General features: G+C 73.0%; 13 protein-coding genes. 6 read left to right on the top strand and 7 right to left on the bottom strand.

Annotated features, from left to right (window positions below; all coding sequences use genetic code 11):
* Positions 1-3 precede the first annotated feature (3 nt).
* Together FB457_RS21920 and FB457_RS21925 are read right to left on the bottom strand one after the other, a co-directional pair.
* Entirely contained in the window at positions 4-888 is an 885-nt protein-coding gene (locus FB457_RS21920) for an MlaE family ABC transporter permease (protein ID WP_253911244.1), read from the bottom strand.
* Positions 885-1,904: an ATP-binding cassette domain-containing protein gene (locus FB457_RS21925; protein ID WP_145782915.1), complete on the bottom strand. Its 1,020-nt coding sequence runs from the start codon at positions 1,902-1,904 to the stop codon at positions 885-887. Before FB457_RS21925 ends, FB457_RS21920 begins: the two co-directional genes overlap by 4 nt.
* Positions 1,905-2,639: 735 nt before the next feature.
* On the opposite strand from FB457_RS21925, the gene FB457_RS21930 reads away from it, so the two are divergent.
* A complete protein-coding gene (locus FB457_RS21930; protein ID WP_047016252.1) occupies positions 2,640-3,230 on the top strand; it encodes a hypothetical protein in 591 nt (196 codons plus the stop codon).
* Between the two features lie 60 nt (positions 3,231-3,290).
* Here the strand turns inward: FB457_RS21930 and FB457_RS21935 are convergent, their stop codons facing one another.
* Together FB457_RS21935 and FB457_RS21940 are read right to left on the bottom strand one after the other, a co-directional pair.
* Positions 3,291-4,835, bottom strand: coding sequence for a DUF6801 domain-containing protein (locus FB457_RS21935; RefSeq protein WP_347613380.1), 1,545 nt, complete (start codon positions 4,833-4,835; stop codon positions 3,291-3,293).
* A 97-nt stretch (positions 4,836-4,932) separates the two neighbouring features.
* Positions 4,933-5,517 carry a hypothetical protein gene (locus FB457_RS21940; protein ID WP_052770314.1) on the bottom strand — a complete coding sequence of 195 codons (585 nt, stop codon included), beginning with the start codon at positions 5,515-5,517 and terminating at the stop codon, positions 4,933-4,935.
* 664 nt (positions 5,518-6,181) lie between these two features.
* Here FB457_RS21940 and FB457_RS21945 point away from each other — a divergent pair.
* Entirely contained in the window at positions 6,182-7,393 is a 1,212-nt protein-coding gene (locus tag FB457_RS21945) for a PucR-like N-terminal domain-containing protein (protein WP_047016254.1), read from the top strand.
* Between the two features lie 293 nt (positions 7,394-7,686).
* Entirely contained in the window at positions 7,687-8,973 is a 1,287-nt protein-coding gene (locus FB457_RS21950) for a PucR-like N-terminal domain-containing protein (protein ID WP_047016255.1), read from the top strand.
* 47 nt (positions 8,974-9,020) lie between these two features.
* Here the strand turns inward: FB457_RS21950 and FB457_RS21955 are convergent, their stop codons facing one another.
* On the bottom strand, positions 9,021-9,485 hold the full coding sequence (locus FB457_RS21955; RefSeq protein WP_047016256.1) for an SCP2 sterol-binding domain-containing protein: 465 nt from the start codon (positions 9,483-9,485) through the stop codon (positions 9,021-9,023).
* Between the two features lie 80 nt (positions 9,486-9,565).
* On the opposite strand from FB457_RS21955, the gene FB457_RS21960 reads away from it, so the two are divergent.
* Positions 9,566-10,240: a TetR/AcrR family transcriptional regulator gene (locus tag FB457_RS21960; RefSeq protein WP_047016257.1), complete on the top strand. Its 675-nt coding sequence runs from the start codon at positions 9,566-9,568 to the stop codon at positions 10,238-10,240.
* On the opposite strand, the gene FB457_RS21965 is transcribed toward FB457_RS21960, so the two are convergent.
* Both FB457_RS21965 and FB457_RS21970 read right to left on the bottom strand, forming a co-directional pair.
* A complete protein-coding gene (locus tag FB457_RS21965) occupies positions 10,223-11,125 on the bottom strand; it encodes a MaoC family dehydratase (RefSeq protein ID WP_047019993.1) in 903 nt (300 codons plus the stop codon). The genes FB457_RS21960 and FB457_RS21965 overlap by 18 nt on opposite strands.
* Positions 11,126-11,183: 58 nt before the next feature.
* Positions 11,184-12,527, bottom strand: coding sequence for a 3-oxoacyl-ACP reductase (locus FB457_RS21970; protein ID WP_047016258.1), 1,344 nt, complete (start codon positions 12,525-12,527; stop codon positions 11,184-11,186).
* A 106-nt stretch (positions 12,528-12,633) separates the two neighbouring features.
* Here FB457_RS21970 and FB457_RS21975 point away from each other — a divergent pair, with 106 nt between their 5' ends.
* Both FB457_RS21975 and FB457_RS21980 read left to right on the top strand, forming a co-directional pair.
* Positions 12,634-13,974 carry an acetyl-CoA C-acetyltransferase gene (locus tag FB457_RS21975; protein WP_145782917.1) on the top strand — a complete coding sequence of 447 codons (1,341 nt, stop codon included), beginning with the start codon at positions 12,634-12,636 and terminating at the stop codon, positions 13,972-13,974.
* 24 nt (positions 13,975-13,998) lie between these two features.
* Positions 13,999-15,909, top strand: coding sequence for an AMP-dependent synthetase/ligase (locus tag FB457_RS21980; RefSeq protein WP_047016260.1), 1,911 nt, complete (start codon positions 13,999-14,001; stop codon positions 15,907-15,909).
* Positions 15,910-15,965 lie beyond the last annotated feature (56 nt).

The following is a 15,965-nucleotide window of genomic DNA, read 5'->3' on the forward strand; positions in this document are numbered from 1 at the left end:
CGCTCAGCCTCCCTTCGGGGGGACGACCTGCAGGTAGATCGACGTCAGCACGGTGTTGACGAAGAACAGCAGCAGGAAGGTGATGACGACGGACTGGTTGACCGCGTCGCCCACGCCCTTCGGGCCGCCGCGGGGGTTGAGGCCGCGGTAGGCGGCGACGATGCCGGCGATGAACCCGAAGATCAGCGCCTTGATCTCGCTGATGTAGAGGTCGGGAAGCTGTGCGAGGGCGGAGAAGCTGGCGAGGTACGCGCCGGGGGTGCCGCCCTGGAGGATGACGTTGAAGAAGTAGCCGCCGAGCGTGCCGACGACCGAGACCAGCCCGTTGAGCAGGACCGCGACCCCCATCGTCGCCAGCACCCTGGGCACCACGAGCCGCTGGACCGGCGAGACGCCCATGACCTCCATCGCGTCCAGCTCCTCGCGGATCTTCCGGGAGCCGAGGTCGGCGCAGATCGCCGACCCGCCGGCGCCGGAGATCAGCAGCGCCACGATGAGCGGTGACGCCTGCTGGATGACGGCGAGCACGCTGGCGCCGCCGGTGAAGGACTGCGCCCCGAACTGCTGGGTGAGCGAGCCGACCTGGAGGGCGATCACCGCGCCGAACGGGATCGACACCAGGGCCGCGGGCAGGATCGTCACGCTGGCGATGAACCAGAACTGCTCGACGAACTCCCGGAACTGGAACGGCCGCTTGAACGACAGCCGGGCGACGGACAGCGCCAGCGCGAAGAGCTTCCCGGTCTCGCGCAGCGCACCCGCACCGGGTACGGACCAGGCCGGGCGCGGCGGCTGCTGCCCGGCGGCCTCCGGCTCCTCGCCGGGGTCCGGGTCCGGGCGGTCCGGGGGGTCCGGCGGGTGCGGCACCGGCGGCAGGGTCGTGGTCATGGCCGCTCCTCCGGGGGCGCGGGCATGGTCAGCGTCCGGGCGTGCGCGACCGAGCCGCCGATGCCCGCGACGATCGCCTTGCGCGCGGCGGACGGCAGTTGGGCCAGCATGCCCAGCACCCGCTCGCGGTGCCGTTCCACCGCCTGCCGCGGGGGCATCCCGGGCGACGGCTCCAACTGCGGCACGATCTCGCGCGGGCCCGTACCGGAGGCGGCGCCGGCGTCGGGGCCCTCGGCGGCGAGCGTGGCCGCGTCCTTCTCCTCCGACATGCCGATGGGGCCGAGCCTGCTGCCGCTGAGGAACTGCGAGACCACCGGCTCCTCGCTGGTCAGCAGCACCTCGCGGGGCCCGAAGGTGACGAGGTTGCGGCGGAAGAGCATGCCGATGTTGTCGGGGACGGTGGAGGCGATGTCGATGTTGTGCGTGACGATCAGCATCGTCGCGTCGATCTGTGCATTGACGTCGATGAGCAGTTGCGAGATGAACGCCGTACGCACCGGGTCGAGACCGGAGTCCGGCTCGTCGCACAGCACGATCTCGGGATCCAGGACGAGCGCGCGGGCGAGCCCCGCCCGCTTGCGCATGCCGCCGGATATCTCGCCCGGCAGCTTGCCCTCGGCGCCGCCGAGACCGACGAGGTCCATCCGCTCCATGACGATGCGGCGGATCTCGGACTCCTTCTTGCGGGTGTGCTCACGCAGCGGGAAGGCGACGTTGTCGAAGAGGCTCATCGAGCCGAAGAGAGCGCCGTCCTGGAACATCAGGCCGAACTTCTTGCGCGCCTCGAAGACGTCGCGCTCGCGGTCGTTCACCATGTCGACGCCGTCGACCAGCACCTGCCCCTCTTCGGGCTTGAGCAGGCCGATGAGCGACTTGAGGAACACGGTCTTCCCGGTGCCGGACGGGCCGAGCATCACGCTGACCTCGCCGGCCGGCAGCGTCAGCGTGACGTCGCGCCAGATGTTCTGCCGGCCGAAGGACTTCGTCAGGCCGTCCACGACGACTTCGATTCCCATCACAGCCCCCTGGCGGGTGCGCAGCGCCGGCCGTGTACACCGCGGCCGGTCCCGTCAACTCCGGTGCGGGCACAGCACAGCACGGCAGCCGCCGGAGTGGGCCCGGCCCGGACGACGACTGGCAACGGGTGACAATCACGGGGGCACGCCTTGTCTCCGAGTGAGCAAAGAGCGGCGGGCCGGGCCCGGCTTCCGCGCGACGCGTGTTCTGCCGTGCGCATGCGTGCATCACTCCATGAGCAGTCCTGCAGCAGCCGGTGCGGCCTCTGCGCCTACGGGATCCACGCCGGCGGCGGACCCCGGCTTCTTCGGTGCGGCCTTGCTGGGGGACGGGCTGCACGAGCACCTGCGGGGGGAGACGCTACGCACGGGTAACCGGGGAATCAATAGCCGCGGCAGGGAAAGTCACCGGCTCCTTACCGGCGGGTATTTTCTTGTCGTCCGCTGAGCAATCCGGCATGCCGTTTTATCACCGGGTGACAACAGTGCCGCCCACAGCCCCCGACACTCACCCGGCAACACATCACCCGGCCCGCATTCTCACCCGGTGACAATCGTTCCGGATATTCGGCGATCCCTGGACCCGGCTCATTGCCACTCTTATTACCGGCACGTAGCATTCTCACGCTGACAGTCGGCGGTAACCAACACGGGCTCCCCCAAACGACATTGAGGAGATTCTCGATGGCCAGACGGTTGACTCTCTCGAGAGGACAGCGGAATCTGAGCCGGGCGGTGCTGGCGCTGCTCGCCGCGACGGGCTTCACCGTCGCCACCACGGGCACGGCGAACGCCGCACCCGTCCGGCTCGACTACCCGCTGACCGGCACGACGCACCTCGCGGGCACCGACTCGGACCTCGCACTGGGCCCGGGGAAGCTGGAGACCACCGTGGACCTGTCCACCGGTGCGCTCACCGCCCACACGAAGCTGCCGCCGGCCACGGGCTCCTTCAAGACGCTCGACCTGATCCCCGCGACGGCGACCACCGAGTTCATCGAGACCGAGCCCACCGCCGGCACGATCAGCACCGCGACGGGCGAGGTCAACACGGTCTCGAAGCTGACGCTGCGGATCACCCGGCTGAAGGTCGCCGGGCTGCCCGTCTGGGTGGGCGACCGCTGCCAGACCGAGGTGCCCGCGGAGATAGCCCTCAAGTCCGAGCCGGGATTCAACCCGTTCCGGGGCGGCACCCTCAGCGGCACGTACACGATTCCCGACTTCGAGCACTGCCTGCTCGCCACCCCCGTGATCAACGCGATCATCCCGGGTGAGGGGAACACCATCAGCCTGAAACTCGGCGCCGCGCAGGCGCCGACGGACTGACGTCCGGCCACGACGGCCCGCCCGGATTCCTTCGCGGAGGAATCCGGGCGGGTTCCCCGCTCAGCCGTCGGCGGGAAGTCCGGGGACCGCCGGCGTACACGGCATGGTGCACAGCGGCGACTGCTTCAGTTCGACGTAGTTCCCGGGGCCCGACAAGGTCGAGGTGAAGAGCGGGTCCAGGTCCTCACCGCCCGTGCCGCAGCCGGTGAAGGGCGGCACCGTGACAAGGCTTCTCAAGGTGCCTCCCGTGAAGACCCGGTATTCCGGGTACTTGCCTTTGAGTACGACGTCGAGAGGCGCACTCGTACGGCAGTCGTCACCCACGTCGAGCGGCACCCCGTTCACCTTCACGTCGTAAACCCGGAGAGCCTGATAGAAGCCCGCGGTGGTCTCGTTGGTATCGATCGAGGAGCCCTGCTCGGTGACGATCGTCATCGGCTCGTTCGTGAACTCGACCTTCCCCGTGACCGGCATGAACCCGAAGGTGAGGAACGTCGCCTCGGAGTCGGGGAGGGTGAACTCGGCGACATTGCGCGTGCCGTTGTAGAAGTTTCCGGGCGAAATAATCATCTGCTTGTTCAGCAGCACGCGGACGCTGTCGAGCGTCGGGGCGTGCGGATCGTTGGCGATGAGCGCGCCGTTCAGCTTCCTGGAGTTCACGATCCCCACCGCGGCCGTGCAGGTGTAGACGCCCGGCAGGGTGAGGGTCGTCGTGCCGGCCGGCGGCTCGATCAGCCGGTCGGGATCCAGCTCCGCCGTCGGCGGCTGGCCCGGGGGGCACGGCGTGACGTCACCGGTCTCCGCGGGCTCGTCCCCGGGCGCCGCTTCCGCGTCGGCGCCCGCGCTACCGGATCGCCCGCCCGTCGCGCCGGGAGTGCCCTGCCCGGCGCCGCCGTCGTCGGCGCCTGCGTCCCCGCCGCCCGGCGTGCCTGACTCGTCCGGCACCGCGACCGTCGCCAGGGTGGCGTCCTGGCCGTCGGCGAGGGTGCAGGTGAGGGTCGTCGCACCCGGGCCGGCCGGGTCTGCCGGATCGTCCTGGTCAGCCGGGTCGGCCGCCGGGTCCGCCGGATCGGCCGGCGGCGAGGAGTCGTCCCCCGGCTCCGGCGGGGTCCCCTGGAGTTCCAGCGTCAGCGGACCGAGGGTGAAGACCACGTCCCCGGCGCCGCCGGCCGTCGCCGACGGCATCGCGCCGGAGAACGACACGGTGGCCGTACCGTCGGCCGGCACCTGTACGGGCTCCCCGGTCGCTCCCGCCCACGGGTAGTCGGCGGACTCCGGTCCCTGGGCCACGCCCATGGCGACCGACGCCGACCCGCCGACGGTCGCGCCCTCCCCGGCCGGCAGCCCGTCGAGCAGACCGCCGCCCAGCGTCGCCGACATCGTCAGGTCGCCGGGCCGGATGGCCTCGCCGGAACGGACGGACGCCGGGAAGGAACCCGTGAAGTCGACCGGGAGGTCGACGGCCGTGCCGCCGGCTCCCTCGCACACGTAGCCGGCGGAGACCGACACGGCCCCCTCCTCCGCCGCCGAACCGGCGGCCGGGAGCAGTCCTGCGACGAGCGCACCGGCAGCGATCACGGTGAGCCGCCCGGTTCCCGGACTCATCGAACTCCTTCCGACGTGGTGGGAACGCCGTGGGCCCGGAGCCCGCGGCCGACCGGGAACTCAGGTCGGCCGCGGCCCCGGGCCGGTGGGCCGGGCGTCAGTCCAGCGTGATGGTCTGTCCCGGCGTGACGTCGTAGTTGCCGGTGAACGCCGCGTGGTCACCGTTGTTGATGATGCCCAGGCAGTTCGCGTTGTGGGCGGTGAGGTTGCCGTCCTGGATCACGAGCTGGTCGGTCCCGTTGTCGTAGTACCCGGTGACCGTCCCCGGGGCCGTGGGCCCGGAAGGACCGGCGAACGTCGCCGTGCAGATGCCGTCCGGGTCGGCGATCTTCGCGACGATCCCGGAGATCGACCCCCGCACCCGGTTGGCGTTGCCGGGGTCGACGCCCGTGACGTTCAGCTTCCACGGAAGGGCGCTCGACGTGTCGACCGTGAACAGGATCCCGGCCACGGAGCAGTTCGTGAACGTCAGGTTGGCGATGTCGCCGATCCCGGCACCGTCCAGCCCCGGACCGCTCTTCAGCGTGCCGTTGGCGTCCGAGTCGGTACACGTGAGGACGGCGTTCGGCACGCCCAGTTGCGTGTTGCCCGAATGGGCAGTGAACGGCCCGCCCGGAGAGACCGTCCAGGTCGCCTGCGCGGTCGCGGAGGCGGAGCTGACCGTGAAGCCGACAGCCGCCATGAGGGCCGTTGCTGCGACTGCGGCGCTTCTCGTGAGTCTTCGCACTGCGATTCCCCTCGTGAGTTGAAGTGACGGTTCTGCGCCGCTGCGTCATCTGCCTCCCGGGAGCGGACGGCGCGCGGCGAATTGAAACCGTGGAGCGATCCGGCCCGGCATGCAGGCCACAAAGGATGCCCCGACCAGCGCCTTGCAGAGGGGTACGCTACGTACGAGTAACAAGCGAACGCAATACCTCGGTCCCGGAATCGGGGAACTTTGTTACGGCGGCGTATTTTCTTGTCAGCTACGCAGCATCCCGCCGTCGGCGTTTGTCGCCGAGTGCGCAATCGCGGACGTTCCCCTCCCGCACTGCCACCGCACCCCGCATGCTGGTCCGCGGCACGCGTACGCCGCCGTCCGGTCCCGCCCCGCCCAGCGCCGCGCCCGCGGGCCGTTTCCTCCCGGCACCCCGCGCAGGCCCCGCCGGCCCCGGACGCCGTCCCGCCGGCAACCCGCTGACCAGCGCCGTCCGGCGACCCCGGCCGCGCGCACGGCACGGCACCGTCCCAGCGCCCACCGCCACGCCCCCGCTCCACCGCCCCGTCGCACCGCCCCGTCTCACGCACCGCCCGCAACGGAGCCCGGCCGACCGGCGCTCCGCCCCGGGGTGGGAGGAGTCACGCAGATGCCAGACGCAGGACCCGCGGCCGGACTCGTCGGGCCGCCAGAGCCGCTGCCACCGGAGTTCGCCGCGATCATGCGACCGGAACTGCCCAGCCTCGTCGAGGAAATCGCGCAGGAGATCAGGAAGGCCATTCCGGAATACAGCCGGTTACTGGAGGGCCCGTACGGCGAGGTATTGCAGCAGGGCGTGGAGCAGAATCTCTCCACATTCGTCGAGCAGGTGGCGAACCCGAAATCCTCGACCGCCCGCTGGGACGACATGTGCAGAAGGCTGGGCAGGTTCGAGGCGTACGAGGGCCGCAGCTTCCAGTACCTGCGCTCGGCGCTGCGCATCGGCGCGCGGGTGGCGCTGCGCCGCGCCAAGAAGGTGGGCGCCCGCTACAACATGTCCCCCACTCTCATGGCGATGTTCGCCGACGCCGTCTTCGCCCACGTCGACGCGACCGAGGAACTGTGCCGCGAGGGCTACCGGGAGGCGCAGTCGGGGCCCGAGGACGCCGGGGCGCGCCGGCGGCGGCTGCTGCGGCTGCTGCTCACCGGCGGCACGCTGCCCCTGGCCCACCCGGCCGTCACCGACCTCGCCGAGCGGGCCGGCTGGCCGCTGCCGGAGGTGGCGACGCCCGTCGCGCTGGCCGGGGAGCGCCGCCCGGATCCGGAGTCGCTCCCGGACGACGTGCTCGCCGAACTCTCCGACCCGCAGCCGCACTTGCTGGTGCCGGGCCGCCTCACCGGGCTGCGCAGGACCGGCTGCGAAACGGCGCTGGCGGGCTGCCGCGCGGCGATCGGCATGACCGTGCCGCTCGGCAGGTCCGCGGACTCCCTGCGCTGGGCCCGGCAGGCGCTCGTGCACGCCGAGAGCGGCATCATCCGGGACGCGCCGGTGTTCGCCTGCGACGACCATCTGGTGACCCTGTGGCTCATGGCCGACCCGCCGCTGGCCGAGGAGCTGGCCCGGCGGCAGTTGGCGCCGCTCGCCGGCCACACGCCCGTCCGCAGGGAGCGGCTGGTCGACACGTTACGGGTCTGGCTGACGACCCGCGGCACGGCGGCGCGGATGGCGCGGATGCTGCACGTCCATCCGCAGACCGTCCGCTACCGGCTGCGCAGCCTCCACCAGCTCTTCGGCGCACAACTGGACGACCACGACGAGCGGTTCGCGGTGGAGGTCGCGGTACGGACGCTGCATCTGCGGCAGCGGGGCGACGGCGGCTGAGCCGCCGCGCGGGCGGCCCGGCCGGAGGCGGGAACTGTCACCGGCATACAAAAGATGCGTACAAGCGCTTGCCGGGTGAGTAGTGCCGCCGCCACTCTGTGTGGGCTACAGCTTCTTCCGGGTATCGAGACACGCCACGCGCAACACCGCGGTCACCGGTGCGCTGCCGGGCGCCCGCGGTCTTCATCCGACAGCGAGCCGCCGGCACCGCCCGTACCGGAGGGCATCTGACTTGCACACCCCCCACCGGGTCGGTGTCCCCCTGCCTCGCCGGCGGCGTGAGGGGTAGACCTATGCCGTCCGAAGTGCAGGCAGTCGCACTGGCCGAGCCGCCCGAGCCGCTGCCGCGGGAGCTGGCCGCGCTGATCCGGCCGGAGTTACCGAGCCTCTACCGGGAGATCGTCGCGGCGATCCGCGGCGCGGTGCCCGAGTACGGGCTCCAGAGGGGCGAGGCGTACGACCGGGCCCTGCGGCTCGGCGTCCGGCAGTCGCTCAACACCTTCACCGACCGGGTCGCGACGCCCCGCAAACGCGCCGTCAGCCTCGCCGAGGTGCACCGAAGACTCGGCCGGTTCGAGGCGCAGGAGGGCCGCAGTCTCGACGCCCTGCAGTCTGCCTACCGCATCGGCGGCCGGGTCGCGTGGCGGCGCGCGATGGTCGTGGGCGAGCGCAACCACCTCGCCTCGCACGTCATGAACGCCTTCGCCGACGCCCTGCTCGCCTACATCGACGAGCTGTCGGAGCTGGCCAGGGAGGGCTATCTGCAAGCCGAGGCCGACTCGGCGGAGCGGCTGAAGAGCCTGCGCAGGCGGCTGCTGCGGACGCTGGTCGCCGAGCCGCCCGTACCGCGCCACACCGTCGAGGACATCGCCGCCCAGGCCCGCTGGCAGTTACCGGAGGAGGTGACGCCGGCCGCGCTGATGCCGGCGGAGCGGCTCACGTCGCTGACCGGACTGCCCGAGGACGTCCTGGCGGACACCGCGGGCCCGCACCCGTACCTCCTCATCCCCGGACCCTTCGACGACGAGCGCCGCGAGGCGCTGGACGTCGCGCTGGGCACGGTCGGCGTGGCCGTCGGCCTCACCGTGCCGCTGCACAGGACCGCGGACTCGCTGCGCTGGGCGCGGCAGGCCCTCGGCATGGTCGAGTCGGGCGTGATCCGCGCCCCTTCCCCGGTGCGGGTCGAGGACCACCTGCTCACCCTCTGGCTGCTCACGGACCCCGCGCTGGTGGAGCAGATGGCGGGCCGCCAGCTCCAGCCGCTGGCCGCCGTGACCACCGGCCGGCGCGAACGGCTGGTGGAGACCCTGCGGGTGTGGCTGACCACGCGCGCCACGGCGGGGCGCATCGCCGAGCAACTGCACGTCCACCCGCAGACCGTGCGCTACCGGATGCGGACCCTCGGCCGGCACTTCGGCTCCCAGCTCACCGAGCCGGACCGGCGCTTCGCCCTGGAGGCGACGCTCCGCGCACTCTGGCTGCGCGACCAGGCGGACCTGCCGTCGACGGGCCCGGTCACGGGCCGTACGGGACGTGCCGAACACCCGGATCGCACCGAACGCACCGAGCCGCCGGGCTGACGGCCGGCGCCGGCGGGGCCGGACGGGGCGACGGGGGTCGCACGCGCTCAGTCGGCCTTGGGGATGTCGAACATGCCCGTCAGCTTCAGCGCGAGCGCCACGTCTCCGGTGACCTTCAGCTTCCGCGTCATGAAGAGCTTGACGGGCCCCGCGTTCCCGGACGTGACGTTCAGGAACTCCTCGTCGCCCATGTCCAGCGTCACCCGCGGCTTCGCCTCGCCCGCACCCTCGCGCACCGAGCAGGCGCCGCCCGAGACGGTCACGTCGTAGACCACCTCCGTCACGCCCGCGATCCGCCAGCGGATGACCGCCTCCAGCTCTCCCGCCCTGTCCGGCCGGAACTGCTGCTCCATCCGCCGGAAGACCTCCCCGACGACCCGCGCGCGCAGCGCCTCGTCCCGGGCCAGCTCCCCGATCTCCCGCGAGGAGAACCCCCTGACGATGCGCGCGTACTCCTCGGGGGACACCGCGGCGAAGTCCAGGCCCTCGAGCCCCGACGTGTCGTCGGTCATCCGCACACCCCATCTTTCTTACCGAATAGTAGACTTACTCGATCGTTAAATATAGGAGGCGGCAGAGTACGCTCGCAACTGTGACCGAAAAGCGCAGGCGGCGGCTCCCCCGGCAGGTGCGGGAGCAGCAGATCATCGACGTGGCCGTACGGGTCTTCTCCAAGCGCGGCTACCACGCCGCCTCCGTGGACGAGATAGCCGAGCTGGCCGGGATATCCAAGCCGATGGTCTACCTCTATCTGGAGTCCAAGGAAGGGCTCTTCATCGCCTGCCTGCGGCGCGAGGCGGAGCGGCTGGTGGCCGCGTTCCAGGGGGCGGCCGACGGGGTGCTGACGCCGGAGCTGCGGCTGCGGGCGGGGCTGCGGGCGTTCTTCTCGTTCGTCTCCGAGCACCGCGACGGCTGGGTCGTGCTGCACCGGCACGCCGCGGAGCTGAGCGAGGCCATCGCCGCGGAGTCCGCGGGGGCGCGGCGGGCGGTGATGGCGGAGGTCACCGCGCTGGTACGGACCGGGATCGAGGAGAACGGCGGGCCCGTCCGGCTCGGGGACGAGGACGCCGAGTTCGTCGCGCACACCATCGTGGGCGCGGCCGACGCGCTGACGGACTGGATGGCCGAGCACCCCGCAGAGTCGCCGGAGGGCATGACGCGGCGGCTCATGAACATGATCTGGGTGGGCATGCGCAACGTGCTCGACGGCGAGACCTGGGCGCCGCCGCCACCGCCGCCGCCGGAGCCGTCAGCCGCCCAGGGGTGAGACGGCGCCCCGCAGGTGGGCGCGGTCGCCGTCCGCGCCGCGGACGTCGAACGCCCAGCCGCCCGCCGCGTGTTCCGCCCGTTCGGCGCGTTCCGCGCGGAAGCGCACCGCCGCCGGCAGCAGGACCGGCGCGCGGAACGACACCTCCACCGCATACGCCGCGGGCAGGTCGGCCGCCAGCGCCGCCAGACAGTGCGCCTTGGTCCACATCCCGTGCGCGATCGCGCGCCGGAAGCCGAACGGCCGGGCGGTCAGCGGGTGCAGGTGGATGGGGTTGCGGTCGCCGGAGGCGGCGGCGTACGAGCGGCCCAGCGAACCCGGCAGCCGCCAGCTCTCCTCCCGCGCCGCGGCGGTGACCTCCGGCGCACCTGACGCCTCGGCGGGCGGCTCGCCGCTGCCGGTGCCGGTGCCGGTCCGGGGCCCGCGGCTCAGGTACGTGCTCGTCGAGCGCCATACCGTCTCGCCGCGCAGGCGCGCGTGCGCGGCCACCGGGAACGCGGTGCCCTTCGGGTGCGGCCGCGCGCGGCCCGTCGCGACGACGTACGTCAGCCGTTCGCCGGCGTCGACGGGGCGCAGGTGCTCGACGCGGTTGGCGAGGTGGACGAGGCCGAGGAGCGGGAAGGGGAAGTCGCGGGCGGTCATGAGGGACATGGCCAGCGGGAAGGCCACGACGTGCGGGTACGTGACCGGCAGCCGGCCGTCGTCGGGGAAGCCGCAGACGGCGGCGTAGCGGCGGAGGCGGGCGGGGTCGGGGCGCACGTCGCGGAGGACCAGGCGGCGCTGCGGGACGGCGGGCAGCCCGGCGCCGGCCTCCGGCCCGGCCTCCCCGGCGCCTCCGGCTCCCGCCCCCGTCCCGTACGCCCTCCCCCGCCGTTTCGGCACCACCGCCCGCGCGTACAGCGGCAGCAGCCGCGGCGCCCTGTCCAGCTCCCGTGTCTCCACCTCACGCCCCCAGCAGCGCCTGGCCGCACACCCGCAGCACCTGTCCCGTCACGGCCCCGCTGCCCGGCGCCGCAAAATACGCCACCGCCTCCGCCACGTCCACCGGCAGGCCGCCCTGCTTCAGGCTGTTCATGCGCCGGCCCGCCTCGCGGATGACCAGCGGGACCGCCGCCGTCATCCGCGTCTCGACGAACCCGGGAGCCACCGCGTTGACCGTCACGCCGCGTGCCGCCGCCCCGGGCGCCGCGGCCCGGACGTAGCCGATGAGGCCCGCCTTGCTCGCCGCGTAGTTGGTCTGGCCGACGTTGCCCGCGATGCCGCTGATCGACGAGGTGCAGACGATCCGTCCGTCCGCGCGGAGCAGCCCGTCGCCGAGGAGGCGGGCGGTGAGGGTCTCGACGGCGGTGAGGTTGACCCCGACGACCGCGTCCCATTGGCCGGCGCTCATCCGCGCCAGGGTCTTGTCGCGGGTGATGCCCGCGTTGTGCACGACGACGTCGACGCCGCCGTGGTGTTCGCCGAGGTACGCGGCGAGCCGGTCCCCCGCGTCCGCCGCCGTGATGTCCGACTCCAGCGCCCCGCCGCCGACCCGGGCCGCCACCGCCGCCAGCTCCGCGCCCTGCGCGGCGACATCCAGGCACACCACCCGCGCCCCGTCCCGGTGCAGCGTCTCCGCGACCACCGCGCCGATCCCCCGCGACGCGCCCGTGACCAGCGCCGTCTTCCCCGCCAGCGGCCGCGCCCAGTCCGCCGTCCCCGGCACCGGAGCCGTGCCCGTGACGCGCAGCGCCTGGCCCGAGACGTACGCGGAGCGCGCCGACAGCGCGAAGCGCAGCGTCGACTCCACCCCGCCCTCCGCACCCGGCGCGACCAGCAGCAGATGCGCCGTCGACCCGTCGCGCAGCTCCTTGCCCACCGACCTGACGAACCCGTCGAGCGCCCGCTGCGCCACCGCCTCCCCCGTCCCGGCCGCGTTCTCCGGCGGGGTGCCGACGACCACGACGCGGCCGCAGGGGGCGAGTTCGCGGATCCGCGGGTGGAGGAAGTCGTAGAGCGCGCGCAGCCCGGCGGAGGTGGCGATGCCGGTGGCGTCGAAGACCAGCGCCCCGGCCCGTACGGACGGCCCGTCCGCGGCCTCCGCCACCTCCGCGCCCACCGCGTCCAGCAGTTCGCGCAGCGTCTTGTGCATCCGGCCGCCGGCCGCGCCGCCGAGGACGACGGGGCCGCGGGCGACGGGCTGCCCCGGCCGGTACCGCTCCAGGCGCGCGGGCCGCGGGAGGCCCAGCCGCTTGGCGACGAAGGCCCCGGCTCCGCGGCTCGTGAATTTCTGGTAGCGATCGGCCATTGGCATTCTCCTTACGCTTGAGTAAGTTTACTGCGGAGTAAGGAGCGTAGGAACCGAACCCCCGCCGCACAAGAAGCCGCGGGGAGGCGACGGAGGGAGCGCGGCGATGGCGGCAGCGGCGAGGACGGGCGGGCGGACCGGCGGCGGCGTGCGGCGCGTCGCGATCGTCGGCGGCAACCGGATCCCCTTCGCCCGCGCGGACGGCGCGTACGCCACCGCCTCCAACCAGGAGATGCTCTCCGCCGCCCTCGACGGCCTCGTCGGGCGGTACGGGCTGCGCGGCACGCTGCTCGACGAGTTCGTCGCCGGCGCCGTGCTCAAGCACAGCCGCGACTTCAACCTCGCGCGCGAAGTCGTCCTCGGCAGCGGGCTCGACCACCGCACCCCCGCGTACGACGTCCAGCAGGCGTGCGGCACCGGCCTCCAAGCCGTGCTCCTCGTCGCCAACAAGATCGCGCTCGGCCAGATCGACGCGGGCGTCGCCGGCGGCGTCGACACCGCCAGCGACGCGCCCCTCGGCCTCAACGACGGCCTGCGCCGCGTCCTCCTCCACGCCCGCCGGCAGCGGTCCACCGGCCGCCGCATCGCCGCCCTCGCCGGGCTGCGCCCGCGGCACGTCGTCCCCGACGTCCCGCGCAACGCCGAGCCGCGGACCGGACTTTCCATGGGCGAGCACGCCGCGTTCACCGCCCGCGAGTGGCGGGTGCCGCGCGCCGCGCAGGACGAGCTGGCCGCCGCCAGCCACCGCCGGCTGGCCGCGGCGTACGACGCGGGCTTCTTCGCCGACCTGCTCACGCCGTTCCGCGGTCTTGACCGCGACCAGAACCTGCGCCCGGACTCCACTCCGGACAAACTGGCCCGGCTGAAGCCCGTGTTCGGCGCCGCGGACCCGGGCGCCACGATGACCGCGGGCAACTCCACCCCGCTCACCGACGGCGCGGCCACCGTGCTGCTCGCGAGCGAGGAGTGGGCCGCCGCGCGCGGGCTGCCGGTGCTGGCGTACCTCACGCATGCGCGCACCGGCGCGGTCGACTTCGCCGGAGGACCGGACGGGTTGCTGATGGCTCCCGCGTACGTGGTGCCGAGGCTGCTCGCCGACGCCGGACTCGCCCTGGCGGACCTCGATCTGTACGAGATCCACGAGGCGTTCGCCTCCCAGGTGCTGGCCACGCTCGCCGCGTGGGAGGACGCCGCGTTCTGCAAGGAGCGCCTCGGCCTCGACGCACCGCTGGGCACCGTCGACCGGGAGCGGCTGAACGTCGCCGGCTCCTCGCTCGCCGCCGGGCACCCCTTCGCCGCGACCGGCGGCCGGATCGTCGCGACGCTGGCGAAACTGCTGCACGAGCGGGCGGCGGAGCGCGCGTCGGGCAACACCGCGCCCGTACGCGGGCTGATCTCCGTCTGCGCCGCAGGCGGCCAGGGCGTCACGGCGCTGCTCGAAGCCTGAACCCCGCCAACCGAAGGAGCGATCGTGGGCGTACGAAAGGACCTCAGGACCGCGCGGAAGCGCTCGGACCTCGCCGAGCGCACCCCCGTCGACGTACGCACCGACGGCGGCGTCGTGCGCCAGGCGACCGTACCGGGGCTCGCCGCGCCGGCCCCGGAGAGCGGCAGCGCCGTCGCCGACATCCCCTACGCCAACGCCGCCGAGGACCCCGGCGCCGTCGTCATCCGCCGCAAGGCCGGCGGCCGCTGGGTCCCGGTCACCGCCCGCGCGTTCGCCGACGAGGTGACCTCGGTGGCCAAGGGCCTCGTCGCCGCCGGGCTCGAACCCGGCGGGCGGGTCGCCCTCATGTCCCGTACGCGCTACGAGTGGTGCGTGCTGGACTTCGCGGTCTGGGCCGCGGGCGGCCAGTCCGTACCGGTGTACGCGACCTCCTCCGCCGACCAGGTCGCCTGGATCCTGCACGACTCCGGCACCCGCTTCGTCGTCGCCGAGACCGCCGCCAACGAGCGGACGGTCCGTACCGCCGCCCCCGGCGCGCACGTCTGGCAGCTCGACGACGGCTGCCTGGACGAGCTGAAGGCCCTCGGCCGGGACGTGTCCGACGACGAGATCGCCAAGCGCCGCGCCGCCCTCACCCCCGGCACCATCGCCACCCTCTGCTACACCTCCGGCACCACCGGCCGCCCCAAGGGCTGCGTCCTCACCCACGGCAACCTGCACGCCGAGGCCGCCAACAGCGTCGAGTTGCTGCACCCCATCTTCAAGGAGGTCACCGGGCAGACCGCCTCGACGCTCCTCTTCCTGCCCCTCGCCCACATCCTCGGTCGGGCGATCCAGATCGCCTGCCTCTCCGCACGCATCGAGATCGGCCACTGGCCGTCGATCAAACCCGACGAGCTGCGGCCGGAGTTCAAGACCTTCAGGCCGACGTTCCTCGTCGGCGTCCCGTACCTCTTCGAGAAGATCCACCACACCGGCCGGGAGATGGCCGAGAAGCTGGGCCGCGGCGCGTCCTTCGACCGCGCCGACCGCATCGCGGTGCGCTTCGGCGAGGCCCACCTGAACAAGTTCCTCGGCACCGGCAAGGGCCCCGGGCCAGGACTGACCCTGGCGTGGGGCCTGTACGACCTGCTGGTCTACCGGCGCATCCGCAAGGAGCTGGGCGGCCGGCTCCACTACGCCATCAGCGGCGCCTCCCCGCTCGACCGCAACCTCAACCTCTTCTTCTACGCCGCGGGCATCGTCATCTACGAGGGCTACGGCCTCACCGAGACCACCGCCGCCGCCACCATCACCCCGCCGCTGCGCCCCCGCCCCGGCACGGTCGGCCGGCCGCTGCCGGGGACGGCGATCCGTATCGCGGACGACGGGGAGGTGCTGATCAAGGGCGGCATCGTCTTCGGCGAGTACTGGCGGAATCCGGAGGCGACGGCGGAGGTGCTGGCGGACGGCTGGTTCGCGACGGGCGACCTGGGCGCGCTGGACGAGGACGGCTATCTGACGATCACCGGGCGGAAGAAGGACCTCCTCATCACCACGGGCGGCAAGAACGTCTCCCCCGCGGTGCTGGAGGACCGGCTGCGCAGCCGGCCGCCGGTGGGGCAGGTGCTGGTGGTGGGCGACAAGCGGTCGTACGTGGCGGCCCTGGTCACGCTGGAGCCGGAGGCGCTGGCGCACTGGCTGGCGGTACGGAAGCGGCCCCGGGACACGCCGCTCGCGGAGCTGCGGGATGACCCGGAGCTCCGGGCCGACGTGCAGCGGGCGGTGGACTACGCGAACGAGGCGGTGTCGCGGGCGGAGTCGATCCGCAGGTTCACCCTCGTGGCCGGGGAGTTCACGGAGGAGAACGGGATGCTGACGCCGTCGATGAAGGTGAAGCGGCACGCGGTGGAGGCGGCGTACGCGAGGGAGATCGAGGGGCTGTACGAGGGGTGAGCCGCGGCCGGGTGCCGCCGGGCCACGGCGGTGCCCGGGGTCGTACGGATACGACC

The sequence above is a fragment of the Streptomyces sp. CNZ287 genome (assembly GCF_007827615.1).

What these genes read in the sequence shown, in the direction of transcription:
- FB457_RS21920 (WP_253911244.1), bottom strand. Translation starts at nt 888, where the DNA reads ATGACCACGACCCTGCCGCCGGTGCCGCACCCGCCGGACCCCCCGGAC.
- FB457_RS21925 (WP_145782915.1), bottom strand. Translation starts at nt 1,904, where the DNA reads ATGGGAATCGAAGTCGTCGTGGACGGCCTGACGAAGTCCTTCGGCCGG.
- FB457_RS21935 (WP_347613380.1), bottom strand. Translation starts at nt 4,835, where the DNA reads ATGAGTCCGGGAACCGGGCGGCTCACCGTGATCGCTGCCGGTGCGCTC.
- FB457_RS21940 (WP_052770314.1), bottom strand. Translation starts at nt 5,517, where the DNA reads ATGGCGGCTGTCGGCTTCACGGTCAGCTCCGCCTCCGCGACCGCGCAG.
- FB457_RS21945 (WP_047016254.1), top strand. Translation starts at nt 6,182, where the DNA reads ATGCCAGACGCAGGACCCGCGGCCGGACTCGTCGGGCCGCCAGAGCCG.
- FB457_RS21950 (WP_047016255.1), top strand. Translation starts at nt 7,687, where the DNA reads ATGCCGTCCGAAGTGCAGGCAGTCGCACTGGCCGAGCCGCCCGAGCCG.
- FB457_RS21955 (WP_047016256.1), bottom strand. Translation starts at nt 9,485, where the DNA reads ATGACCGACGACACGTCGGGGCTCGAGGGCCTGGACTTCGCCGCGGTG.
- FB457_RS21970 (WP_047016258.1), bottom strand. Translation starts at nt 12,527, where the DNA reads ATGGCCGATCGCTACCAGAAATTCACGAGCCGCGGAGCCGGGGCCTTC.
- FB457_RS21975 (WP_145782917.1), top strand. Translation starts at nt 12,634, where the DNA reads ATGGCGGCAGCGGCGAGGACGGGCGGGCGGACCGGCGGCGGCGTGCGG.